Source organism: Arthrobacter sp. SPT-J7 (assembly GCF_059089965.1).
Map to the genome: position 1 here is coordinate 274,960 of NZ_JBNHFF010000004.1, position 23,026 is coordinate 297,985.

22 protein-coding genes are annotated in these 23,026 nt (G+C 66.9%); 8 read left to right on the forward strand and 14 right to left on the reverse strand.

Translation table 11 applies throughout. The features are described 5' to 3' along the window. Window positions 1-15 precede the first annotated feature (15 nt). Window positions 16-1,746: a sensor histidine kinase gene (locus tag AC5RWX_RS08830; protein WP_493939383.1), complete on the forward strand. Its 1,731-nt coding sequence runs from the start codon at window positions 16-18 to the stop codon at window positions 1,744-1,746. A 99-nt stretch (window positions 1,747-1,845) separates the two neighbouring features. Here the strand turns inward: AC5RWX_RS08830 and AC5RWX_RS08835 are convergent, their stop codons facing one another. Continuing rightward, complete coding sequence (locus tag AC5RWX_RS08835; RefSeq protein WP_493939382.1) at window positions 1,846-3,069, reverse strand: glycine cleavage T C-terminal barrel domain-containing protein; 1,224 nt, start codon at window positions 3,067-3,069, stop codon at window positions 1,846-1,848. Window positions 3,070-3,501: 432 nt separating this feature from the next. On the opposite strand from AC5RWX_RS08835, the gene AC5RWX_RS08840 reads away from it, so the two are divergent. Then, complete coding sequence (locus tag AC5RWX_RS08840) at window positions 3,502-4,023, forward strand: CarD family transcriptional regulator (RefSeq protein WP_493939381.1); 522 nt, start codon at window positions 3,502-3,504, stop codon at window positions 4,021-4,023. Window positions 4,024-4,142: 119 nt separating this feature from the next. Here AC5RWX_RS08840 and AC5RWX_RS08845 read toward each other — a convergent pair whose 3' ends face one another. After that, entirely contained in the window at window positions 4,143-4,946 is an 804-nt protein-coding gene (locus tag AC5RWX_RS08845) for a pullulanase X25 domain-containing protein (protein ID WP_493939380.1), read from the reverse strand. 145 nt (window positions 4,947-5,091) lie between these two features. Beyond that, on the reverse strand, window positions 5,092-6,132 hold the full coding sequence (locus tag AC5RWX_RS08850) for an NAD(P)-dependent alcohol dehydrogenase (RefSeq protein WP_493939379.1): 1,041 nt from the start codon (window positions 6,130-6,132) through the stop codon (window positions 5,092-5,094). 103 nt (window positions 6,133-6,235) lie between these two features. Here AC5RWX_RS08850 and AC5RWX_RS08855 point away from each other — a divergent pair, with 103 nt between their 5' ends. Beyond that, window positions 6,236-6,934 (forward strand): TetR/AcrR family transcriptional regulator C-terminal domain-containing protein, encoded by a 699-nt coding sequence (locus AC5RWX_RS08855; RefSeq protein WP_493939378.1) that lies wholly within the window; start codon window positions 6,236-6,238, stop codon window positions 6,932-6,934. Window positions 6,935-7,086: 152 nt separating this feature from the next. On the opposite strand, the gene AC5RWX_RS08860 is transcribed toward AC5RWX_RS08855, so the two are convergent. Continuing rightward, window positions 7,087-9,681, reverse strand: coding sequence for an ATP-dependent Clp protease ATP-binding subunit (locus tag AC5RWX_RS08860; protein WP_493939377.1), 2,595 nt, complete (start codon window positions 9,679-9,681; stop codon window positions 7,087-7,089). 202 nt (window positions 9,682-9,883) lie between these two features. On the opposite strand from AC5RWX_RS08860, the gene AC5RWX_RS08865 reads away from it, so the two are divergent. Further along, on the forward strand, window positions 9,884-10,303 hold the full coding sequence (locus tag AC5RWX_RS08865) for a LexA family protein (protein ID WP_493939375.1): 420 nt from the start codon (window positions 9,884-9,886) through the stop codon (window positions 10,301-10,303). Further along, the gene (locus tag AC5RWX_RS08870; RefSeq protein ID WP_493939374.1) at window positions 10,296-11,603 is read left to right on the forward strand and encodes a Y-family DNA polymerase; all 1,308 of its coding nucleotides are present in this window, start codon (window positions 10,296-10,298) and stop codon (window positions 11,601-11,603) included. Before AC5RWX_RS08865 ends, AC5RWX_RS08870 begins: the two co-directional genes overlap by 8 nt. 19 nt (window positions 11,604-11,622) lie before the next feature. Here AC5RWX_RS08870 and AC5RWX_RS08875 read toward each other — a convergent pair whose 3' ends face one another. The 5 genes from AC5RWX_RS08875 to AC5RWX_RS08895 form a co-directional block, all read right to left on the reverse strand. Continuing rightward, window positions 11,623-12,165: a hypothetical protein gene (locus AC5RWX_RS08875; RefSeq protein ID WP_493939373.1), complete on the reverse strand. Its 543-nt coding sequence runs from the start codon at window positions 12,163-12,165 to the stop codon at window positions 11,623-11,625. 493 nt (window positions 12,166-12,658) lie between these two features. Further along, complete coding sequence (locus tag AC5RWX_RS08880; protein ID WP_493939372.1) at window positions 12,659-12,868, reverse strand: hypothetical protein; 210 nt, start codon at window positions 12,866-12,868, stop codon at window positions 12,659-12,661. Window positions 12,869-12,931: 63 nt separating this feature from the next. Continuing rightward, complete coding sequence (locus AC5RWX_RS08885; protein ID WP_493939371.1) at window positions 12,932-13,306, reverse strand: YtxH domain-containing protein; 375 nt, start codon at window positions 13,304-13,306, stop codon at window positions 12,932-12,934. Between the two features lie 50 nt (window positions 13,307-13,356). Beyond that, window positions 13,357-13,572, reverse strand: a complete 216-nt coding sequence (locus AC5RWX_RS08890; RefSeq protein ID WP_493939370.1) for a hypothetical protein — start codon at window positions 13,570-13,572, stop codon at window positions 13,357-13,359. 80 nt (window positions 13,573-13,652) lie between these two features. Then, window positions 13,653-14,723: an NAD-dependent epimerase/dehydratase family protein gene (locus tag AC5RWX_RS08895; RefSeq protein ID WP_493939369.1), complete on the reverse strand. Its 1,071-nt coding sequence runs from the start codon at window positions 14,721-14,723 to the stop codon at window positions 13,653-13,655. Window positions 14,724-15,044: 321 nt separating this feature from the next. On the opposite strand from AC5RWX_RS08895, the gene AC5RWX_RS08900 reads away from it, so the two are divergent. Continuing rightward, entirely contained in the window at window positions 15,045-16,481 is a 1,437-nt protein-coding gene (locus tag AC5RWX_RS08900) for an aldehyde dehydrogenase family protein (RefSeq protein ID WP_493939368.1), read from the forward strand. Window positions 16,482-16,918: 437 nt separating this feature from the next. Here the strand turns inward: AC5RWX_RS08900 and AC5RWX_RS08905 are convergent, their stop codons facing one another. Beyond that, window positions 16,919-18,145, reverse strand: a complete 1,227-nt coding sequence (locus AC5RWX_RS08905) for an MFS transporter (RefSeq protein ID WP_493939367.1) — start codon at window positions 18,143-18,145, stop codon at window positions 16,919-16,921. 300 nt (window positions 18,146-18,445) lie between these two features. Between AC5RWX_RS08905 and AC5RWX_RS08910 the strand changes: the two genes are divergently transcribed. Beyond that, on the forward strand, window positions 18,446-18,925 hold the full coding sequence (locus AC5RWX_RS08910; RefSeq protein ID WP_493939366.1) for a TetR family transcriptional regulator: 480 nt from the start codon (window positions 18,446-18,448) through the stop codon (window positions 18,923-18,925). A 12-nt stretch (window positions 18,926-18,937) separates the two neighbouring features. Here the strand turns inward: AC5RWX_RS08910 and AC5RWX_RS08915 are convergent, their stop codons facing one another. After that, window positions 18,938-19,306 (reverse strand): iron chaperone, encoded by a 369-nt coding sequence (locus AC5RWX_RS08915; RefSeq protein WP_493939365.1) that lies wholly within the window; start codon window positions 19,304-19,306, stop codon window positions 18,938-18,940. Between the two features lie 69 nt (window positions 19,307-19,375). Continuing rightward, on the reverse strand, window positions 19,376-20,311 hold the full coding sequence (locus tag AC5RWX_RS08920) for an NADP-dependent oxidoreductase (RefSeq protein ID WP_493939462.1): 936 nt from the start codon (window positions 20,309-20,311) through the stop codon (window positions 19,376-19,378). Between the two features lie 362 nt (window positions 20,312-20,673). Here AC5RWX_RS08920 and AC5RWX_RS08925 point away from each other — a divergent pair, with 362 nt between their 5' ends. Then, a complete protein-coding gene (locus AC5RWX_RS08925) occupies window positions 20,674-21,300 on the forward strand; it encodes a malonic semialdehyde reductase (protein WP_493939364.1) in 627 nt (208 codons plus the stop codon). A gap of 191 nt (window positions 21,301-21,491) precedes the next feature. Here AC5RWX_RS08925 and AC5RWX_RS08930 read toward each other — a convergent pair whose 3' ends face one another. Next, window positions 21,492-22,325 (reverse strand): hydroxymethylpyrimidine/phosphomethylpyrimidine kinase, encoded by an 834-nt coding sequence (locus AC5RWX_RS08930; protein ID WP_493939363.1) that lies wholly within the window; start codon window positions 22,323-22,325, stop codon window positions 21,492-21,494. Between the two features lie 95 nt (window positions 22,326-22,420). Beyond that, window positions 22,421-22,873, reverse strand: a complete 453-nt coding sequence (locus AC5RWX_RS08935; protein WP_493939362.1) for a hypothetical protein — start codon at window positions 22,871-22,873, stop codon at window positions 22,421-22,423. Window positions 22,874-23,026 lie beyond the last annotated feature (153 nt).

Consider the following 23,026-nt stretch of genomic DNA (forward strand, 5'->3'; position numbering starts at 1 on the left):
ATTGGAGTCGCCGCCGTGGAAAAAATCCTCGATGCACTGATCTTAAACCGGGTGAGGTTTCACAAGCTCTCGCTGCGCGGGCGCGTCGTGATGAGCCAACTGCCGCTGTCTATCACCATGTTGTTCCTGTGGGCGGGAACGTGGATCTTATACCCGCCGCTCCTGGCGGACCCGCAGTTCGGGCTGAGCATGGTACTCAACGCCGTGCTGCTGGCGGCCTGCTTCCTCGTGCCCTGGGAGAAATTGCCGTACCCGTCGTTTCTGGTCATCCCCCTTCTGGACTTTGTCCCGATTGGGCTGCTGCGCGAAGGTACCGGGTCCATCCTGACCGGGGTGGGGCTGCTGGCCGCCTTCCCGGTGATTTGGTTGGCGGCTTCGGGACAACTGCCGAAGCTATCGGTGATCGTCGGCGCACTGGCCTCGCTGGCGATGGTCTGGATCCCTGTGTTCTTGGGGGACTCCGCCGTCACCTCCAAAGCCTTGGCCCACCCGTTGCTCATTCCGTTCATGATGCTGGCCATCGGAATAACGATCCGGGTGATGACGGCGAGCATGATGGAACAACAGCGCGTGGTCGAAGCCAAGGACGCGGAGCTGCGCAGCCTGCTGGACGCCAGCGGCAAGCGGGAACGGCTGCTGTCAGCCGTTGTGAGCGCGGTGAATGTGGGAGTCCTCGCCGTCGATGAAGAGGGCAACACGATCCTGCGCAACCGCCGGCAGGAAGAGCTGCGCCGGTTGGCGCTCCCTCCGGGGGAGGAGGAGGCGCCGGAGTCCCGGCTGGAGCTCTACACCGACGGCGGCAGTACGTGGATCCCCGCCGAAGACCGGCCGATCAGCCGCGCCGTGCGGGGCGAGTCGTTTTCCGAGTACCTCCTGTGGATGGGCCGGAAACCCCAGCAACGGGTGCTCTCCACGTCCGCACGGGCCATGGTTGACGACACTGGCAGGCGGGAAGGTTCCGTGCTGGCCCTCAGCGACGTCACCGAACTGGTGGCCGCGGTGGAAGCGAAGAAGGATTTCCTGTCCAGCGTGTCGCACGAGCTGCGCACCCCGCTGACCTCCATCCAGGGGTACGCCGAGTTGCTGGCCATGGCGCCGGACTTGCCGCCGAACATGGTCTCGGGGCTGGAGACCATCACCAGGAACTCGGAGCAGCTGCTGAAACTGGTCAACGATTTGTTAGGCACGGCGGCCGGATTCTCGGAGCTGCAGCCGGTGCAAGCGGACCTCGGAGATATTGCCGCACAGGCCGTCGCCGCAGCCGAACCGAGGGCTGCCGGCGGCGGAGTCACGCTCACCACGCAGTCGCTGGGGGACTTGGCGGTAGTTTGCGACCCGGCGCGGGTCCGGCAGGTGTTGGACAACCTGATTTCCAATGCCATCAAATACTCTCCGCAGGGAGGAGACGTCACGGTCAGCTGCGTCGGAGGCGACGGCTTGGTGGAGTGCCGGGTTGCAGACACAGGGATGGGCATGAGTGCCGAAGAGAGCCGTAACGTGTTCACCCGGTTTTTCCGCAGCCCAACGGCCCGCCTCGGCTCCATTCCGGGCTTGGGCCTCGGGCTTGCCTTGTCCAGGGACATCGTGGAACGGCACGGCGGGACCATTGGTTGCGTCAGCGAGCCCGGCGCCGGCAGCATTTTCACGTTCACCCTTCCGGTAGCTGGGCCGCCGCGCCGGGGTGAATCCGGCCAAGGCAGCCCCAGCGACCGGGTGGTCCCGGCCGGCGCACCGCCGAAATCCTGATTACCGGCCGGGCTCCAAAAGGTGCAAACAACGACAGCGGAGCTCACCTGCGCTCGTGCGCTCCGCCGTCGTATGGGGTTGGCTGTGCATCGGCTGCGTTCAGTCCTTGGGTGTCTCCTTGCTGGGATCGAAGAAGGGTTTCTGCACTACCGTGCCTTCGCGGATTCCCTCGGGTGTGTGGATGGACAGCGAGGTGCCCTCTTCGCTGAGGTCGAACGGCACCATGGCCAGGCCGATGTTGCGTTCCAGCCGCGGCGAGTTGCAGGCGCTGGTGACTTCGCCGACCTGCGCGCCGCCGCCGCCGACCGAGACCGGGAATGGCTCGATCATGGAGCCGTCGTTGTAACTGCCCAGCGGTTCGCCGTCGATGTCCACTCCGACCAGCAGCCGGTCGATGCCCTTCTCGCGGATGCGGCCGAGCGCCTCTTTCCCGACGAAGTCCGCCTTTTGGTCCAAATCCACCATCCAGTCGTAGTCGTAGCCGACCTCCAGCGGGTTGGTTTTGAGCGTGATGTCGCAGCCGTAGGCGAGCATGCCTGCCTCGATCCGGCGGATGTGGCAGGGGCCGATGACGCGCAGGTCGTGCGGCTGGCCGGCTTCCCAGACGGTGTCCCAGAGGCGGCCGGCGTTTTGGGTGGCGTTGTATAGGTAAATTTCGTAGCCGATTTCCCCGGTGTAGCCGGTCCGGCTGACCACCACGTCCATGCCGTTCAGCGTGTGGTGCTGCATGTAGTAGTACGGCATGTCCAGGATCTGCGGGCCGAACAGGTCGGACATCAGCCCCTTGGCCTTGGGGCCTTGGACCTGGACCGGGGCCACGTCCACTTCTTCCACCGTGACGTCCCAGCCGCCGGCGTGCGCCAGGCCCATGGCCCACAGGTGCACGTCGCTGTCCGCCAGTGACAGCCAGAACTTGTTCTCTTCTACGCGCAGAATGATCGGGTCATTGATGATCCCGCCGTCGGCCGCCGTGATGAAGGCGTACTTGCATTGGCCCACCTTGCACTTGCTGAGATCGCGCGGGGTCAGCATGTTGGTGAAATCGAACGCCTGCGGGCCGCTGATCTGCAGCTGCCGCTCCACTCCGACGTCCCACAGGGTAACGTCGTTCAGCAGCGACCAGTACTCGCTGACCGGATCGCCGTAGTGGCGCGGATGGTAGGTGTGGTTGTAGACGCTGTAGGCCGCGACGCCGTGCTCCCGCGACTTCCAAAAATAAGGGGACTTGCGCAGCCGGGTGTAGAGCGTAATGGCCGGATGGGGATTGACGCGTGAATCCGTGCCGTTGAACGGGGCGGAGCCCGAATCAAGAATCTCCGACATGAATGCTTCCTCCTTCGAGGTTCTGGCGCCAGCCGGACCTGAAGAGGTTGCGCAGGATGCGCAGCTCTGCGCCATGTGAGACATGGTGGCAGCTGGTTAACGGACCAGTCAAGGGTTCCGGCCGACCCTATGTGGGCACTCCTCCGGGGGGTTCTGACTGGAGCCGGGGAGGCGGGGGCGCAGCCCCTTGTTCCCTAACGTTTCAAGGAACATGGACCCTCGGCGTGAGATAATGGAGATAGCCAAGCTCGCGGGTTTCGGGCGTCTCCATCCGTGTGGAGACGATTCGGTCCGCGCGCTCACCATACCGTTCCTCCGGGCATTTGCACCGGGGTTTCCGTTGGTGGGACGACCGTCTGGCGTGAGGGCCCTCGGGGCACTCCGTCCACTGATGTCGAGTGTGGCGCTCGTGCAGAATCAGAGGACTCTTGAATGCAGTTTGCTGAAGGTCAAACCCTTGTCCATCCCCACCACGGTCCGGCCGTCGTCCGCGGCATCAGGACCCGGCACTCATGGCAGAACGCCGAATGCCGCTACGTCATGCTGGAAGTCAAGGACTCGAACCTCACTGTCGGCGTCCCGGTCGAGAGCGCCGAAGAAGTAGGACTGCGCACCGTCTTCGATGAGGTGCAGATGGCAGCCCTGTTCGAGGTGCTCCGTGCTCCCTGCCGCGAAGAGGACCCGCAGTGGTCCCGGCGTTTCAAGGACAACCAGGAACGCCTGCGCACCGGCGACGTCTTCGTCATCGCTGGCCTGGTCCGCGATCTGTCCCGGCGCCTGCGGATCAAGGGCAGCATGTCTCACGCCGAGAAGGACATGCTGCAGTACGCCAAGAAGCCGCTGGTGACGGAGATTGCCCTCTCCCAAGGCATTGGTCTGCAGGAGGCCGAACAGATCCTGGACGCGGAGGTAGCCCTGCCGGTTCCCGCGGCGTCGCAGTTGGTCAGCGCCTAGCAAACGTACGACGGCGGCCCGCACCTGGCCCTTTCCCTCACCTCCGGGTGCGGCCCAACAGCGTCAGAACAGCGCCGGCCGGGAAGATTCACGTCTTTACCCGGCCGGCGCCTCCTGCTTTAGGCAGGAGTCAGCTGGGACGCGGGGGACAGATCGCGGCTGCTGTGGTCGTACGCGATGGCGACCGGACCGCCGTCGTGCTGGAACTCGTGGTTGGCTCCGTCGAGAAGGCCGAAGGCCCCGTAGTTTTCCTCCCACGATCCGTTGAGCGCGAACTTGAAGGCATACCGGCCCGCAGGCAGTTCGCCGTCCAACCGCCACAGCCCGTCGCCGGGCTCGAAGCGCATCTGCACCGCGTCCGCGGCCGGATCCCAGTCCCGCTCGGCGCCGAGCAGGACACCGAAATCGCCGACTACCGCTACAGATGCCGGTTGGTCGCTGGGGTGTTCCGGCTCCGCCACCGCAGCGGTCGCGTCGGGCAGCGCGGAATCGGCCTCCTCCGCCGCCGCTGGTCCCTCCGGCGCTGGTCCCTCCGGCGCTGATCCTTCTGGCGCAGCGGGAAGCTGGGCTTCCGCCACTGGTGTCGGCTTTTCGGGCAGCGGGGTTCCTGCCTCGAGAGCTTCTGCGAACTCGGATGGGCTGGGGAAAGCGGCGATGGCCCGCAGCCCGTCCTCGGTGATGGCCCAACCGCCGCGGCCCTTGGACATCCAGCCCACCTTGACCAACCGGGCGGTCGCCGTCGTCAGGTTCTTAAAGCCGCGCGGCACGCCGCCGCTAAGCAGTTCCTGTTCGTGGGCGGTCGGCGGTACCCGGCGCAGCGCTTCGCTAACGACTTCGCGGGCATCGGGGCGAGTGCCGTTGGTGGCCGCGTCGGCCAAAATCTCAAGGACGGGTCTGAGTCGAAGATGGGCAGTGTTGGGCATAGCCGTGGCTCCTTCGCGGTGCAGCCGTAACGGGTGACGCTCCCAGTCTGGAACCCGGCCGTGTGAAGCGCCACTGTTTGGCGGTGTGTGTCGGAGCTGCTGATGCTTTTTTGTCCGTTGTCGAGGAGCAAGCCTGGCCGGGTGGCTAGATGGTAATGACGGCTTTGCCCCGGACCTCGCCGGCGTCCAGGCGGCCGATTGCCACCGGCATCTGCTCCAGCGGGTAGGTCCGGTCGATGCTCGGTGCCACCCCGCCCGCGGCGATCAGTTCACTCAACCGCTCGAGGTCGGCGGCGTTTTGACGCGCCATGAACATGACGAAACGTTGCCGGCTGAAGAGCGAGAGGAGCATGCCGCCGATCGGCCGGAACAACCCACCGGTCCAGCGGTCGCCGTGTTCGCCGCCGACGATGACTGCCGCACCGCGAGGAGCCAGTGCCCGGCGCAGGCGCTTCAGCGACGGGTTGCCGGCCGTGTCCACGATCAGGTCAAAGCGGCGGCCGGCAGCGGCGAAGTCCTCGCGGGTGTAGTCGACGACGGTTTCGGCGCCGAGGCCGCGCACCAGATCCGCTTTGGCGCCGCTGCACACGCCGGTGACTGTTGCGCCCATGGCGACGGCGATCTGCACGGCGTAGCTGCCCACGCCTCCGGAAGCGCCGGTGACCAGGACGTGCTGCCCGGCTTGGAGTTTGCCCGCGTCCCGCAATGCCTGCAGGGCAGTCAAGCCGGAGACCGGAAGCGCCGCCGCCTTCTCGAAGCTCAGAGCGGCCGGCTTCAGGGCCAGCAACGCCTCGGAGGCGACCGCGTACTCCGCGAAGGAGCCCTTGCCGAAGCCGAAGACCTCGTCACCGACGGCGAACCGCGTGACCGCAGCGCCCACCGCGGCCACCGTTCCCGCGACATCAAGCCCCGGAATGGGATTCCTGGGAGCCCGCCACCCTGAAACGGCGCGGACCGGGTAGGGCAGGCCGGTGGCCATATGCCACGTTCCGCGATCCAGCCCGGCCGCACGGACCCGGATGAGCACCTGGTTCTCGGCAATCTCCGGCACCGCCACGGTGGCCGGATGCAGGGCGTTCGCCAATCCGTACTCGTACTGCACAATGGCGCGCATGGTGCGCGCTTGTGGGGCGGCGCTGCTCGGGGGCGTCTGGGCTGCCGGAGCGGAGGATTCTTTCGGTTCCATGGGAGCTTCCTTCTCGAGGATGTGGACGGGGTGACGGCTGGCTCTGTCGTACTTTGTACGAAGTTATCGTACAAAGTACGAGAATGCTATAGTCTGCGGAACAATGAATGAAAAAACCGCTGGTCCCCCCGTGGAACGCGTTCCGCTCAGCCGCGAACGCGTCTTGCAGTCCGCCATGGCCATTGCCGACGGCGGCGGGCTCGCCGGGCTGACCATCCGCTCGCTGGCCCAGGCCCTGGAGACCAAGCCGATGTCCCTGTATCACTACGTGCGCAACAAGGACGAGATCCTTGATGGCATTGTGGATGCCGTCTTCAACGAGATTGAGCTGCCGGTGCCGGGCGGCGAGTGGAAAGCCGAACTTAAGCGCCGGGCAGCATCAGCCCGGGAGGTGCTGCGCCGCCACCCCTGGGCGATTGCCCTGATGGAGTCCCGGACCGTGCCGGGGCCGGCGAACCTCCGCCACCATGATGCGGTGCTCGGCACCCTCCGCGCCGCTGGCTTTTCGCTTCCGCTGGCTGCGCACACCTACGCCCTGCTGGACGCCTACGTGTATGGCTCAGCGCTACAGGCGGCGGCGTTGCCGTTCGATGGACCGGAGAGCTTGGCGGACGTCGCCGGGCCGATGGTGGAAATGTTCAGCGCCGGGGACTATCCGCATCTGCGCGAGTTTGCGCTGCAGCACGTGCTGCAGCCCGGCTACGATTTTGCCGACGAGTTCGACTTCGGTCTGGATCTGATCCTTGACGGCCTGGCCGCCCATCTGCCGGATCACGGGGGCGTGGAGGCAGGGGAGACCTAGCCGGCAAAGGGTTTGGTCCCGGCCGCGTGTTCGGGGAGGTTGGATCGGCCAGTAGATTGCGCACAAGCGAGTGAGGGCGGGGCGCCCATCGACGAAATGGTCGAAGGGAGCGCCCCGCCCTTTGTTGAAAGCGAACCCGGGTTGCCAGCCGGCTACGCGGCGGCGGCCAAGCTATCGGCTGCCACGTGGAGTCCGCCCTCTCCGGCGGTCACGCGGATGCGGCCGCCGTCGGCCACCGCTTCGGCCACCAACAGGTCCGCAATCCGGTCGTCCAGTTCGCGCTGGATCACGCGGCGCAGCGGCCGGGCTCCGTATTCCGGTTCGTAGCCGGCCTCGGCAATCCAGTCCACGGCGGCCTCGTCCACCGCCAGCGAGATGCCCTGGGCGGCCAGCCGGGCCTCGGACCTGCGCAGCTGCAACCGCACGATGGAACGCAACTGCTCCTTCTCCAGCTTGCGGAACAGCACAATCTCGTCGATCCGGTTCAGGAACTCCGGCCGCATGGCCTCGCGCAGCCGGCCCATCACCCGGGCGCGCAAATCCTGCTCGGAGGCGAAGCCGTCCACGTTGTTGTTGGAGGTGAAGCCCAAGGATCCGGTCTTGCTGGCCAGGAATTCCGAGCCGAGGTTGGAGGTCATGATCACCACGGTGTTGCGGAAGTCCACCGTGCGGCCCTGCCCATCGGTGAGGCGTCCGTCGTCGAGCACCTGCAGCAGCAGGTTGAACACGTCCGGGTGCGCCTTCTCCACCTCATCCAGCAGCACCACCGAGTACGGATGCCGGCGGACCCGCTCGGTCAGCTGGCCGGCCTCGCCGTAGCCGACGTAACCCGGAGGGGCGCCGACCAGCCGCGAGACCGTGTGGCGCTCGCCGTATTCGCTCATGTCGAAGCGCACCATGGCGTTCTCGTCACCGAACAACGACTCCGCCAGCGCCTTGGCCAGCTCGGTTTTGCCCACGCCGGTGGGGCCCAGGAACAGGAAACTGCCCACGGGCCGGCCTTCGTCGCCCATGCCGGTGCGGTTGCGCCGCACGGACTTGGCGATGGCGGTCACCGCATCGTCCTGCCCGATCACCCGGGCATGCAGGTCCTCCTCCAGCCGGGCCAGCCGCTGCCGGTCGCCCTGGGTCAGCCGGGCGGCCGGGATGCCGGTGGCGCGGGCAATGATTTCGGCGATCTCCGCCTCGCCCACCACATCGGAGGGTGCGACGCCGCGGCTAGCGCCGCCGTCGTTGTCCTCCCTTGCCTGGGTGGCTGGCTGGGCTGCTGAATCGATCTTCGCCTTCAGCGCCTCGATCTGATCACGCAGCGTGGACGCGTCCTCGTAGCGTTCCTCTGCAACGGCCGCGTTCTTGGCAGACTCCAGCGCCGCCAGTTGGCCGCGCAGCGCCTCCACGTCAATGCGGGGGCCGCGCCGCAGGCTCAACCGGGCGCCGGCCTGGTCGATCAGGTCGATCGCCTTGTCCGGCAGGAAACGGTCGGTGATGTAGCGCGAGGACATCTCGACGGCGGCCCGGATGGCTTCGTCGGTGTAGGTCACCTGGTGGTGCTCCTCGTAGCGGTCCTTCAGGCCGGCCAGGATCTGCACGGCGTCCTCGATCGAGGGCTCGCCGACCATTACCGGCTGGAACCGGCGCTCCAGGGCCGGATCCTTTTCCACCTTGCGGTATTCGCCCAGCGTGGTGGCGCCGACCAGGTGCAGCTCGCCGCGGGCCAGCCGGGGCTTCAGGATGTTGCCGGCGTCCATGCCGCCCTCGCCGCCTCCGCCGGCACCGACCACGGTGTGCAGCTCGTCGATGAAGACGATCAGCTCGCCGCTGGCGGCGCTGATTTCATCCATGGTTTTGGTCAGCCGCTCCTCGAAGTCACCGCGGTAGCGGGTGCCGGCCAGCATGCCGGGCAGGTCCAGCGAGATGACGCGCTTGCCGTGCAGTTGCTCCGGAACGTCGCCGGCCACGATCGCCTGGGCCAGTCCTTCAACGATGGCTGTCTTGCCGACGCCGGCCTCGCCGATCAGGACCGGGTTGTTCTTGGTGCGGCGGGCCAGGATCTCGATGGTTTGCGCGATCTCCTCGGCGCGGCCAATCACCGGGTCCAGTCGGCCCTCGCGGGCCTGTGCGGTCAGATCCAGGCCGAACTGGTCCAGCATGGGGGTCTCGGAGCCGGGGTTCTGTTCCTGCTGGGTGCCGGCGCTGCCGCCCGGGCCGGCCTGGGCCTGGGCTGCTTCTGCCGCGTTGGCCTGCTGCAGAGCCTGTGGGGTGACGCCGGCACCGGCCAGGATCTGGCCGGCTGCGGCCTCCTGGTTCAGGACGAACGCGGCGAACAGGTGCTCCGGGTCGATGTAGGTGGAGCCGAATGCCCGGGCCACCTGGTGCGCATCCAGCAGGGCGCGCTGCGCCGACGGGGTCAGTGACGGCGCCTCGCCGATTGGCTCGGCCTTTTCCGGCAGGCTCTGCTCGGCGGCGCGGACGATGTCCTGCGGATCAGCGCCGGTCAGCTTGATCTGGCCGGCAGCCGGTTCCTGTTCAGCCATGACGCGCAGAATGTGCAGCGCATCCACCTCCGTGTGGCCGAGGCCGGCGGCGAACGCGGCTGCCTGTGCCAACACTTCATGGGTGCGGCGGCTGAGCAGCCGGGTGATGTCGACCGTGCGGCGGGACTGCGCCGCGCGCTGGCCCTGCAGGTAGCGGACCAGGAACTCGTCAAATGATCCGTTGCCGGATGCGGGTCCGAAGAACAATGGCATTGATGATCCTCCCGTGGACTTGAGTGCCTTTCGCTCATGTTAACGCCTTGGGGTGCAGTTTATTCCAGAAGGTGGGGAAAGTTGAGTCAGGCTCGCTCATGTCGCGAATTGCGCGGGCAAACTATGCGGCGCCTGCCCTGCAGTCGAAGGAAGCGGAATGCTACTGTTGTCTTCGAAGCTTTGTTCGAAGAGGGGGCTTGTCATGTTCGGTTTGGAGCGGCCCTCCGGCACGTCTGCCGGCCCGGAACTGGGCGGCGGGACGCCCGAAGACGCCCGCGGCTTTCCCTCCCCGGCACGGGACTACTTCCACGGCGGCATCGACCTGAACCGGCACCTGATCCGGGACCGGACCAGTACCTTTGTGATGCGTGTGGCCGGAAACTCGATGGCGGCGGCCGGAATTTGTGACGGCGATGAGTTAATCGTGGACCGGTCGCTGGAGCCGCGCGATGGATCGGTGGTGATTGCCGTGCTGGACGGCGAGCTGGTGGTGCGGCGGCTGCATCTGGCCGCCGATGGGGTGCGGCTGCAGACGGACGACGGCGGCGCCCCCACCGAGGTGCGCGAACTCGGCGACCTGAGCATTTGGGGCGTGGCGACACGCTGCCTGCACCATGTCTAGCCAAGGACGGGCCGAAGCGACGACGCTGCGTGAACGGATCGCACTGGTAGACGTGAATAACTTCTATGTCTCCTGCGAACGGGTGTTCGATCCGTCGCTCGAGGGCCGCCCCGTCGTCGTGCTGTCCAACAATGACGGATGTGTGGTGGCGCGCTCCGAGGAGGCCAAACAGCTGGGGCTGAAGACCGGCACGCCTTGGTTCCAGGTGGCGCCACGTGCCAAAGCCTGGGGGCTGGTAGCGAAATCCAGCAATTACGAGCTGTATGGAGACCTGAGCGCCCGGGTAATGGAAGTGTTGGGCCGGTTCGGCGCCTGGCAAGAGGTGTACTCGATCGACGAGTCGTTTTTGGGGCTGCCGGGGGACGAACCGCAACTGCACGAGACGGCAAGCCGGATTCGCGCCGCGGTGGCCCGGCAGGTGGGCGTGCCGGTATCCGTGGGCGTGGCCAGCACCAAGACGCTGGCCAAGTTCGCCAACCACGTGGCCAAACGAAACCCGCAGATGGCCGGAGTCTGTTCGCTGGGTTCCATGCCCGCGCCGGACATTGAGTGGATCCAGTCGCGCGTTCCCGTGACCGGGCTGTGGGGCGTGGGCGGGCGGACCGGGAAACGGCTCAACGCCATCGGGATCGAATCGATCGCCGACTTGAAGGCTGCGGATCCACAAGTAATCCGCAAAAAGTTCTCCGTGGTGCTGCAGCGCACTGTGCTCGAGTTGAACGGGACGGCCTGCATCCCGCACACCGAGGAACGGGCGGACAAGCAGCAGATCATGTTTTCGCGCAGCTTCTCTACACCGGTGACCACGCTGGAGGAGATGGACCAAGTGATGGCTGTCTACGCCCAGCGCGGCGCGGCCCGCATGGCTGCCGAGGGGCTGCGCGCCTCGGTGCTGACGGTGACCGCCGGGACCAGCAAGTTCGCCGGCGGAGAGGCGTCGTTTCCCGCCGCCAGCGTGCACCTTCCGGCGCCTACGCAGGATCCCATCCAGCTGACCAAGGCCGCGGTGGCCGCCATGCGCAACTGCCTCATTCCCGGCGCCCACTATGTCCGGGCAGGCGTGCTGCTGTCCGGGCTGGAACCCGCGGCCGGCCAGGAGGCCTTCGATCCGTTCGTCAGCGATCTGGACCAGCGGAACATTAGCGACTTGCTCGGTGCCGTTCGGTCCAAATTTGGCGAAGCCGCCATCGGGCTCGGCCAGGGCGGTCTGGCAGCGCCGGCAGCGTGGTCGATGAAACGCGAATTCTCCTCGCCGCGCTACACCACCGAGTGGGCGGAACTCCCGGTGGTCAAGGCGTAGGTATCAGCGTCCGTAGGGCTCAGCCGTAGGCGGAGTCCTGCCGCAACGGCGGCACGCGGGTGTGGCAGATGCTTTCGAACGTAGTCGGGTCGGTCAGTTGGATGGGCAAGGCAACAGCAGCGGCATGCCGGGGGCGCTCTGGCCGTGCCAGCAACGTCAAGGAAAGGCAGGAAGGCGCCCCGGCGAAGGGCGCTTCGCGGGCCAGCGCCCACCAGCCGTCGTCGTGATGGGAAATGCCCAGCAGTTGGCGCATCTCAGGCACCCGGAGCCAAGCCAGGGGCGTTGTCCCTTCGGCCGGCCCGCCGCCGACGGCGTCCAGGTGTTGTCCGTCGGCTGCGGTGGCCAGCATCCCCACGAGAAGAGGTTCGCTGGGGACGATGCGGGTCAGCAAGCCGATCCAGATGGCCTCTCCGTCCGGGGAAGGCACTGTCAGGCCCTCGGAAGCGGCGCAGAACGGCAACGTTCCCAGGCTGGCAGGCGCGACGTAAACAATACCGTGGTCGGGGTAACGGTATCGCTGGAACGAGACCGACAGTTGCGGTGTCAGCTTGTACTCAAACACCGCGGTTTATCCGCATCGCTGCCGCCCACCGCACCGACATGGCCGCCGGCGTCGTCAAGAAGGAGGGGAATGTTCTTGGCCACGGCTCACGCTTCTGTTCAGCAGTTCCGAGCACCTCGTTAACCGCGAGGAGCGCCACCGCTTCGGGGCGTGGGATCGGTTTAGTCCTGCCGGCGTTACTGGGTCGTTACTGCGTTTGGGCAGCGGATCTAGTCTGGCAGGCGGAAAATCTCCTTCAGGGCAGGGTATATCGGTGAGGACAGGGCCCGTGGACCCTGCCCTCATCGATATACCCTGCCCTCGCGCAAAAACCACACGGACCGCAGCAGCCTAGCGGCGCAGCTGCCGTGCCGGCCGGATGCTCAGCGGCCGCCATACCCGGCCGACGCGCAGCTGCCGTGCCCGACCGGACGCCCAGCGGCCGCCATACTCGGCCGACGCCCAGCTCCGTCAACACGCTGGCTGCAGGCTGCCGGTGCCTGCAGCCGAACGGTCAGTCGCTGGGACTGGTGTCCGTGGTGAGGCCGCGGTCGTCCGGTGTTTTCCGGTCTTTCTCTTCAGCCGGTCCGGCCGGTGCGCTCATGTCCTCTTTCTCCCCAGACTTCTCCGCGGACTCGGTTTGCGGCGCCTCTTCGGGAACGCCCGCCTCGGCCGAAGGGTCCTCTGGGTCGCGTGGCGTCTTGTCTTCGCTGCTTTCAGTCATGCCCGTCCCTCCATCAGTTGATTGTGTAGTCCGACGCCGGCCGCTGACTTGCGTTCCGATGAGTCAGGCGCCGGGGCCGGGCGGCCGCAGATCACCGGTGTCGCCGGCGGCCGGACTGCCCGGCATGCCGCCGCCCTCGTCCCCCACGGTGGTCGGGGTCCCGGTGGAGGCCCCGCCGTCGTCCTTCCCATGCTTCCCGGGCAACTTGGATGCCGCCGCGGAGCTGGCCTTTTTGGCTGCCTCTGTGAGCTGCTCAGCGACTCCCGGGGCCTTGTCCTTAACCGCGCCAGTTGCTTCATGGACCTTGTCCTGCACGGTTGGGTTGTGCCAAAGCTCTCGGCTCTTGGTTTTCAGCGATTCATAAGCCGACCGTCCCGACTTTGAGCCCAGGACGAATCCAAGGGCCAGACCGGTGCCAAACACGAGTTTCCCTTTCACGGGGTGCTCCTTTCATAAGGTGTGGGTGATGGAGGTGCTCTGTCTGGGGCCTAGGGGAACGGCGCGTTGGGAGTATCGGCTTCGCCGTCGTGGTCCTTGTCGCCGTAGGCCTTTTTGGCCAGATCGTCGGCCAGCTTTTCGTCGCCGTGAACCGGGATGTGGGCTTCATGGACGTCGTTGTCGTCCTTGTCGCCCGCGCCGGTGTGTTGGGATTCGTCTTCCAGGTCGTCCGGGTGTTCCGAACGAGGATTCTCGCTGTGGTCCATCAGGTCCTCCTTCTCGAGTGTGTCGTTCTGGGGAGCAGATAGGGCCCCGCGTTTTTTTGCGCGGCGCTCTGCGGCTCAGACTACGCGCCGGTCCGCGGCTTCGCACGGGTCCAGCGGCTCCGCGGGCGCATCGCCGGCGATTCCGGAACGCCTCCTGCAGCGGCCATGCCATGGAGCACCTCCCGGATCGCCGAGACCGAATCAACCCGCGGGTTCCACCCGAGTTCCGTCCTCGCCCGGTTGGTGTCCATCACCGGCGCAGCGCGGGCCATGTCCACCCATCCCGGGTCGCTGGCCAGCAGCCGGGCTGACCAGGCTGCGCCCACCAGCAACCTGACAAGCGGTACGGGGACGGGCAGCCAGCGCCGGGCACCGAACAGGCCAGCCACCAGCCCGGGCGTTATCACGGGTTCGGCGGCCACGTTGAAGGCTCCGCGGGCACCTTGATCCAGCACGCGCCAATAGGCGTCCGCCACATCATCCGCATGCAGCGCCTGGAACACGAACTCCTCCGGAAACGGGAACAGCGGCAGCCGCAATCGGTTGACAAAGAACTTCGGGATCCACGGTCCCACGAAGTAGCGGCCAATCTGGCTGCCGGCCTTGGCTTGGAAGATCAAGCCCGGCCGCAACCGTGCCACCTTGATCTCCGGATGGTCGTCGGCAAACTGGTCCAGCAGTTCTTCCTGTTGTCCCTTGAACCGGCTGTAGTGCGACGTTTCGATGCCGCGCGCCGGCCAGTCTTCGCTAACCCGGGAGTCTTTCGGCCCGGGGCTGTAGGCGCCCACCGAGGAGGCGCACACCACCTGCCCGACGCCGGCGTTGACGACAGCGGCCAGCACATTCGATGTGCCGTCCACGTTCACTCGGCGCATCTGCTCTTCGTCGTGGTTCGGCTGCAGTACCCAAGCCAGGTGGACGACGGCGTCACACCCCTTGAAGGCCTCGGCTAGCCTCTGCCGCGCATCCCCGGCGGTGATGTCCAGCGCAACCCAGGTCACGCCGTCGTACGGTGCTTGCGTGGCATCCGGCAGCCGCCGGGCAATCCCGACGATGTCCAAGTCGTCCGCGCGTTCGCGCTGCGCGGCATGCAGGCGCCGCAAAAGCGCTGTTCCCACGTTTCCGCTGGCTCCGACCACCGCAATTCGCATGCTCCAGACGCTACCCGGCGATGCCGGGGCTTGGCGAGGGCCGGATGCGGGCGACGTCTGTCGGAGGAGGTGTGCTTCCCGGATTGGTCCACGGCGTAACTGCAGGTCAGAGGGCTGATTTACGCCGGACGTTGTTGGTGTCCGTGGATCGCGAACCACTTTGTTTTGCCGGCCGGTGAGAAGTTCGCGGTGGGAGCCCCGCGCGGCTGCTGACCGAAGCTGTGCGCTCAGCGTCAAGTCCTCGGCGCGCAAAGTCTACGGAGCACCGCCGGCTGTGCGGCAAGGTGGAGGCAGTTGTCGTCAGAGACGGGGAGGAAAACCATGACCACCGAGACCACTGCTGAAGGTGCTTTCGCTTCAGCTACCGATTTGCTCGCAGCAATCCAGCCGGCCGAGGGCGGCCGGGAGATCAAGGATCCGGCCACCGGTGAGCTGGTCGGCCGAGTGGCGGAGCCGGGTGTCGCGGAACTGGACGCCGCCGTGGAGGCCGCGCGCCGGGTGCAGCCGGAGTGGGCCGGGCGCGGCCACGCCGAGCGCAGCGAGTACCTGAACCTGGCCGCCGATGCGGTGGAAGCGAATGCCGAGGCTCTGGCCGAACTGCTTTCGCGCGAGCAGGGCAAGCCGCTGAACGGTCCGAACGCCCGGTTCGAGGTCGGCGCCTGCGCAGGCTGGCTTCGCGCCACGGCCGCGTTCGAACTGGAGCCGGAAACTTTGGTGGAGGAAGACGGCAACCACGCCCAACTGCACTACCGGCCGCTGGGCGTGGTGGGCGCGATCGGGCCGTGGAACTGGCCGATGATGATCAGCATCTGGCAGTTGGCCCCGGCACTACGGATGGGCAACACCGTGGTGATGAAGCCCTCCGAGTACACGCCGCTGTCCGTGCTGGCGCTGGCAGAGGTGCTCAACACCGTGCTGCCGACGGACGTGCTGCACGTGGTGCCGGGCGGCCGCGATGTGGGCGAGGCGCTGGCCGCGCATGAGGGCATCGACAAGGTCATGTTCACCGGTTCCACCGCCACCGGCAAGGCGATCATCCGCTCTTCCGCGGACACGGTGAAGCGCCTGACCCTGGAACTGGGCGGCAACGACGCGGGCATCGTGCTGCCGGACACCGACCCGAAGGCCGCCGCGCAGGATCTGTTCTGGGGCGCGTTCATCAACACCGGCCAGACCTGTGCTGCGCTGAAGCGGCTTTACGTGCACGAGGACATTTACGACGACGTGTGTGCCGCGCTCACCGCGGTCGCCGAGCAGATGCCGATGGGCGTCGGGCTGGACGAGAACAATGTCCTGGGCCCGCTGCAGAACAAGGCCCAGTACGACATCGTCGCGAAACTGGTGCAGGCGGCGAAGGATTCAGGCGCCCGCGTGCTCACCGGCGGCAACCCGGACGAGGGCCAGGCCGGCTACTTCTACCCGGCCACGCTGGTGGCGGATATCGACAACGACAATCCGCTGGTGGCCGAGGAGCAGTTCGGTCCGGCGCTGCCGATCATCAAGTACTCCACCGTGGAAGAGGCAGTGGCCATGGCCAACGGGCTGAAGGTCGGGCTGGGCGCCTCGGTCTGGTCCTCCGACCCGGCCAAGGCCCGCGAGGTCGCAGCCCGGATCGAGGCCGGCACGGTCTGGATCAACAAGCACGGCGCCATCGACCCGCGCGTCCCGTTTGGCGGGGCCAAGCAGTCCGGCTACGGCCTCGAGTTCGGCGTCGAGGGTCTCAAGCAGCTCGGCGCCCCGCAGGTCATCGCCGGCTAAACCACGGCAACGCGGCGGGCGCGGTCGGAACGGTCCGGGCCGCCACGTTGGCTATCGACACCTTCGCAGACGAGACAACGACGGCGGGCGAGCCCCGCCGTCGTTGTTCTTGCCGTGATTCCACCTCCTCGGCTGGGAGGAGGGAAAGAGTTCGACGGCGGTATGGCAGGGCCTCGCGGCGAGCACCGTCAGTCTCGCGTTTTTCGCTCCCACGTCTCGGCGAGGGCTTCAGACGTTTCGCCTAGTCAGCGGAATTTGACGGTCGCCAAAGATGGGAAGTTACTCCTATACGTGGGAGCGAATCCAGCGGGCAGGCAGCACCGGCATCGCCCTAAGGCAGTGCCCGGCATCGCAGCGGGGCGGGCAGCGCTTTGGCACCGCCCAAGGGAGGGCCCCGGCATGGCCCTAGGGCAGCGCGGCAGGCCCAGACCCCGGGGTCACCGGTGGGCGAAGTTCAGGCCCAGCCGCTTCTCGCTCAGGTACAGGCTCAGCCCGATCCCGAGCAGGGCGAACGTGCAGGTCATCCACCAAGTGGACTGCCAGCCGCCGGTGGCGGTGGCCAGCCAGGCGACCATGGCCGGGCCGGTGAAGTTGCCGACGTTGAAGATCTGCTGCATCAGGCCCATCGCGGCCGGGGTGGAACCGTCCGGCGGTGCCAGGTCCACGGCCATGCGCGTGAGCGTGGACGGGATCACCGCGCCGACCATGGAGAACACGGCCACGCAGGCGAACTGGATGGCCATGCCCCCGGGCACGGCGGACCAGTCGACGGCGAAGGTGAGCACCGTCGTCGTGCCCATCAGGATGAAGGTGGGGATGAGCAGCAGCCGGGGCGGGACGCCGCGCTGCAGCAGGGGGGCGGTGCCGATGGCGCCCACCGCGTTCAGGCCGCCGACCACGGCGGACAGGATGCCCGGCCAGATGCCGGTGACGCCGTTCTGCTGGTAGATGGTGGGCAGGAACCCGACCACCGCCATCCACTGGACGGTGTAGCAGCCGAACACCACGCCGGCGATCCAGGGTTTGGGGGAGCGGACGGTGCGGCCGATGCGGCGCGCGGCCGCGGGCAGGCCGGAGCCGTCGCGCGGCGGGTCCTGCGGCACGAACTTCAGCACCAGCGGGATCGGCACCAGGGTCAGGGCGGCCATGATCCACCACCAGACGTGCCAGCTAGTGGCCTGCAAGATCAGCGCGCTGGCCACCAGCCCGGTGAACGTGGCGAAGCCCTGGTAGGCGCTCCAGAAGCCGACGGCCATGTTCACCCGGGCCAGCGGGGTGCTGGCACGGATCAGCCCGGGCGCCACCACCGTGGTCAGGAGGAAGCCGGCGCCTTCCAGCGCGCGGCAGGCCATCAGCACGACGGCGGAGTCGGCGAAGCCGCCGATGACCGAGCCGGCGATGAGGAGCCAGAGGCCGATCAGCAGGCAACGTCGTGCGCCGATCAGTTCCGCCAGCAGCGAGACGGCCAAACCGCCCGCCATACCGGCCACCTGCACCACGCCCAACAGGACGCCCGCCTGCACCAAGGACATGTTGAGCTCGTGCTGGATGACGGGAATGGCGGTCGGCAGCTTCCAGATGTGCATGGCGGCGGTGACGCCCGCAAGTACGACGACGATCCACGCCGCGTCTGCCCGCTGCCGGGTGGCGATGGGTGCGGTCATGGTGCTCCTTCCGCACGAGTGCCGATTTTGTTGCCTGACCAGACTAACCGGGCGCGGGGGGAAGGTGACGCACGGCACGTAAGACGGGCGCCGGCGTCGTAATAGTTGACTCCGATCCGGGCCCCGGACGCGTGGTGCGGAAAGGTTGACTCGGCGCAGGCGCAGGCAGGGAGTCCACGGGACGGCTGGCACGGAAACCAAGGGGCGCCCGCACGGGAACCATGGGGCCGCCGGCGGCGTGGCGGCTGTGGATAGACTGGCTGAGGCGGCAAAATCGCCGGGAACCACGGGAGGGCATAAATGTTTGAACCTGGGGCGCCGATCGACGAGGTCGAGCGCGACGTCGAATCCATCATCATGGACTTGGTGCACGAGCTGGGCGAGCGGGCCGACGCGGATCCGGAGCCGCTGGGCGCGGAGGAGCGGGCCTACATCGCGGCGTTCTCCGACGCGCGGGCCAACAACGACCGCAACCAGGCGGGCCTGCTGTCCACAGCGATCCGGCAGCCGAACCTTGCCGAATCGCTGATCTACCTCAACCAGCGGCTGGACCGGCAGGACCTGGATCCGCGCGAGCCGGTGGGCATCCTGGGGATCATCGTCCGGCTGGCGATGGACGGGCTGTGGGTTTCCGACATCCTGGACAGCACGCGGTTCAAGCCCGCGGACCGGCGCCGGATCACGGACGTCCTCACCGGCATGACCTATCTGACCGACGAGCGGCTCAAGGAGCTGCTGGCCGAACTGCAGCCGAAGGTCCGGGGCGACAAGAAGGACTAAGCTGCCGGGCCGTCACGCACCAGCGACGTCGTGGCCGCGCTGCCGGGCCAAGGCTTTGACCACCCGGGCGATCAGGTCGTATGGAACAGCTCTGCCCAGCGGAAACTTCAGGGTCCCCTTGGCTGCAACGTAGGGTTCCATGTCGTGTTTTAGCGCTGCATCGGCTTCAGGCAATGGGTAAAGCGAGACGTGATGCTTCCAGCCGGCGAAGTAAACGAGGTAGTGACCCTCGAACATGATGGCGGGGATGGCATAGCTGATCTGTTCGCCGGCTCCGGGGATGGCGTTGTGAATGGTCCGCCGGACTTCCTGCAGAATGATCTGCACGTCTTCCGGAAACGACTCGATGTAATCGTCGACATTGGAGAACTTTTCCGCCATACCCGGGTCGCCCCCTTAGGTCATGCCACCTGATTCCGGCGTGCCGCCGTTCACCCGGCGTGCTGCCGCCTACCCGGCCTGCCCCGCGAAAGGCGTCAGCACGATCTTCCCGGAGGCGTGGCCTTGCTGACTGTGCCGCATGGCGTCCGCTGCCTGGTCCATCGGAAAGGCGCGGTCGACGTCCACGGTGAGCTTGCCGGCATCGGCCAGTTCACTCAGCCGTGCCAGCTCCGATCCGTATGGACGCACCCAGATGAAGCGGCCGCCGTGTTCGGTCACCGCCGGGTCGGCGATGGAGGCGTGCCGTCCGCCGTTGCGCAGCACAGACTGGGTGTCCTGCAAGACACCGCCCACGAAGTCCGCCACCACATCCACGCCCTGCGGCGCCAGTTCGCGCACTCGATGCACCAAGCCGGAGCCGTATTCCACCGGCTCCGCGCCCAGTTCCCGCAGCCGCTGGTGGTGGTTCTCGGAGCCGGTGGCAAGCACCCGGAGACCACGCTCGACGCCGAGTTGGATGCCGATCCGGCCCACCCCGCCGGACCCGTTGTGGATCAGGAGGGTTTCGCCGGTGGACGGTGCCAAGGCATCCAGGGTCCGCTGCGCCACCATGCCGGTCAGCGGCAGGCCGGCGGCTTGTTCCCAACTCAACGATTCAGGCTTGCGAGCCACCATCGAAACCGGCAAGGCGACGAACTCCGCATAGGTGCCACCGGCCACCGTGTCCCGGCGGCCGTACGCGTACACCTCGTCGCCGGGCGAGAATTCGGGGGTGTCCGGACCGACCCGCTCCACCACGCCGGCCACGTCCCAGCCGGGGATCACCGGGAAATGGACGTCCAGCATCCCGTCCAGGCCGCCGGACATCACCTTCCAGTCCACCGGGTTCACGCTGGCGGCCTTCACACGGATGAGCACCATCCCCGGAGCGACTTTCGGCTGCGGGACCTCGGACTGTTCCAGCACCTCCGGTCCGCCGTAGCGGGAGTAGGTCATCGCACGCATGCTCTTGGCCAAGGGGAACCGCCTTCCTGCTGCTTCCTGTTTTGGTCCACCCTAGTGGCGGGCAGCGGTGCTTTCCATGGGGTCGCCGGGGCGCAGGCAGGTGCACAAGACTGGACGCCGCGCGGGGCCGCACTCGTCCAAGAACTGTCCACGTCTTGAGCGGGGTGAAGAAGTTTCCGCAGGTCAGGGCGGGTCGGCCTCGCAAAACATGGACAGATCCTGCAGAACATGGACAGCCACCCAAGCAGACGGAGGCCCACGCGCGGCTCCGGTGTAGCGAAGATCACTCCGCCCGGAGAAATTCAGGCACCACGCCGCGGCGTTAACCCAAGCAGACACAACACCCCCAACTTAGGAGTCCCATGAGCGCCGAAACCGCTGAGGTTAACCTGGAAAACCTGCTGTCCGTGGACCGCGAGGCCGCGGACCAGCTATTCCTGGAGGCCCGCACCGCGAACACCTTCTCGAACGAGCCGGTTTCGGACGAGCAGCTCGCAGCGATTTATGAGCTGGCCAAGATGGGGCCGACCATGATGAACAACCAGCCGCTGCGCATCACCTGGGTTCGCTCCGCAGAAGCCCGCCAGAAGCTTGCCGCACGCATGGCCGAGGGCAACCGAGCCAAGACCGAGACCGCTCCGATGGTCGCCGTGCTCAGCTACGACGCCGACTGGCACGAGCACTTTGGAACGTTCTTCCCGCACGCGCCGGAACGCAAGGAAATGTTCGACGGCAACGCCGAAATGCGGGCCGAAGTAGCCAAGAACAACGCGTGGCTGCAGGCCGGTTACTTCATCATGGCCGTCCGCGCCGTGGGCCTGCACGCCGGCCCGATGGGTGCCTTCGACGCCGCCGGCATCGACGAGGACTTCAACGCCGGAACCGCCAACCGCACCTTCATGGTGGTCAACGTCGGCACCCCGGGCGAGAATCCCTGGTTCCCGCGGCTGCCGCGCCTCGACGCCGAGATCGCCGTCCAGACGGTCTGATTCTTACCGCTGACGACGGCGGTGCCCACCCTGCCGGGGCTTGCGAGCTTCCCGGGGCGGGCACCGCCGTCGACATTTAAGCTACGCGCCGAGCATGCCCGGCGGGGTGCCGTTACTGTGGCCCTCGGGAAATGCCGACGGCGGCGTCCCGGGTTTGACCGGGGCGCCGCCGTCGCTGCAGAGGAGCCGGATCAGGACAGCGTGGCGCCGCCTTGCCACAGGGCGTCGAACGGAGCGTTGGAGGAAACCCGGGCCTTGATGCCCTCGGTCACGAAGGCCTTGGCGGTCTTGGCGGCCTGCAGCGGGGTGGCGCCCTTGGCCAGCTCCGCGGTCACCGCGGCGGCCAGGGAGCAGCCGGCGCCGGAGACGGCCACTTCGCCGACCTTCGGGGCGGAGAGAACCTCCAGGGTGTCGCCGTCGTAGAACACGTCCACCGCGTCTGCGCCCGCCAACCGCACGCCGCCCTTGGCCAGCACGGCCGCGCCGGAGGCGTCATGGATGATCTTGGCGGCCGCCTTCAAATCTTCGACGTCGTTGATCGTGATGCCGGACAGGGACTCGGCTTCGAAGTGGTTGGGCGTAACGAAGGTAGCCAGCGGCAGCATCTGGGCCTTGAGCGCCTGGTCGGTGTCGAGCGCGTGGCCGGGTTCCTGCCCCTTGCAGATCAGCACGGGGTCCAGGACCACGTGGTCCCACTGCTGGTTCTTTAGCGCCGCGGCAACCGTGTCGATCGTCAGGGGCGAGCCGAGCATGCCCAGCTTAACCGTCTTGAGGGAGCCTTCGTAGCAGGTCTGGATGGCTTCCAGTTGGTCCGCGATGACGTCGGCGTCCACCGGGACAAAGCGGTGGTTCCAGTTGTCCTTCGGGTCGAAGGAAACAATGCAGGTCAGGGCGGTGATGCCGTAGGTGCCTAGCGCCTGAAAGGTCTTCAGGTCGGCCTGCGCACCTGCGCCGCCGGTGGCTTCGGAGCCGGCAATAGTCAGCGTGATGGCGGGCCGCGTGGTTTCGTTGATGGAAACAGACATGCGCTTATTTTCCACCCGTCGCCCTCCGGTTCCTAATGACGACGGCGGCGCTCACCTCTGGGCGAACGTGCGGCGGCCCGCGGGACCGGATCCGGTCAGCGGATGTCCATCATTTTCCACACACTGAGGCGGCCGATCGCGGCGGCCAGCCCAATCAGCGCTGCCAGTTCGAGTGTGCCGATCGGGTCGCCACTGGAGAGCGACACCAGGATCAGGAACGAAGCCGCGGTCATCACTAGGAAGAAAGCCAGTACGTGCAGCCACTGGTTGGCCAGAGGCCGCAGCAACAGGCCCAGCACAAACGCGATAGGCACCCCAACAACCAGTCCGACACCGCCGGCATACAGTCCGACGACCAGTGCCAGGAGTGCTGCCGACGCCAGCTGGTGTCCGTTGACCGGGCCGCCGACCAGGGTGAGCAGCAGTGCCCCCAGCGTGAAAACGAAGATCGCCACCAGGAAACCGACCACAAAGGCCCCGAACCCGAACGTCACCCGGTGGCGCGGGTTGTTCCGCTCGAACTCGTCGAGCTCCGGTTCCTGGCTCATAGAGCAAGAATAGGGCGGCGGCTCAGGAACTGCCGCGCCGTGGGACAATGGATGGCGGTCCGGGTGGCAGTCGGGCCCACTAGTGCTAATACAGCGGACGTTTCGTCAGGCCCCGGACGGGGTGAAGCGTTGCGCGAACCACTTCTACAAGGG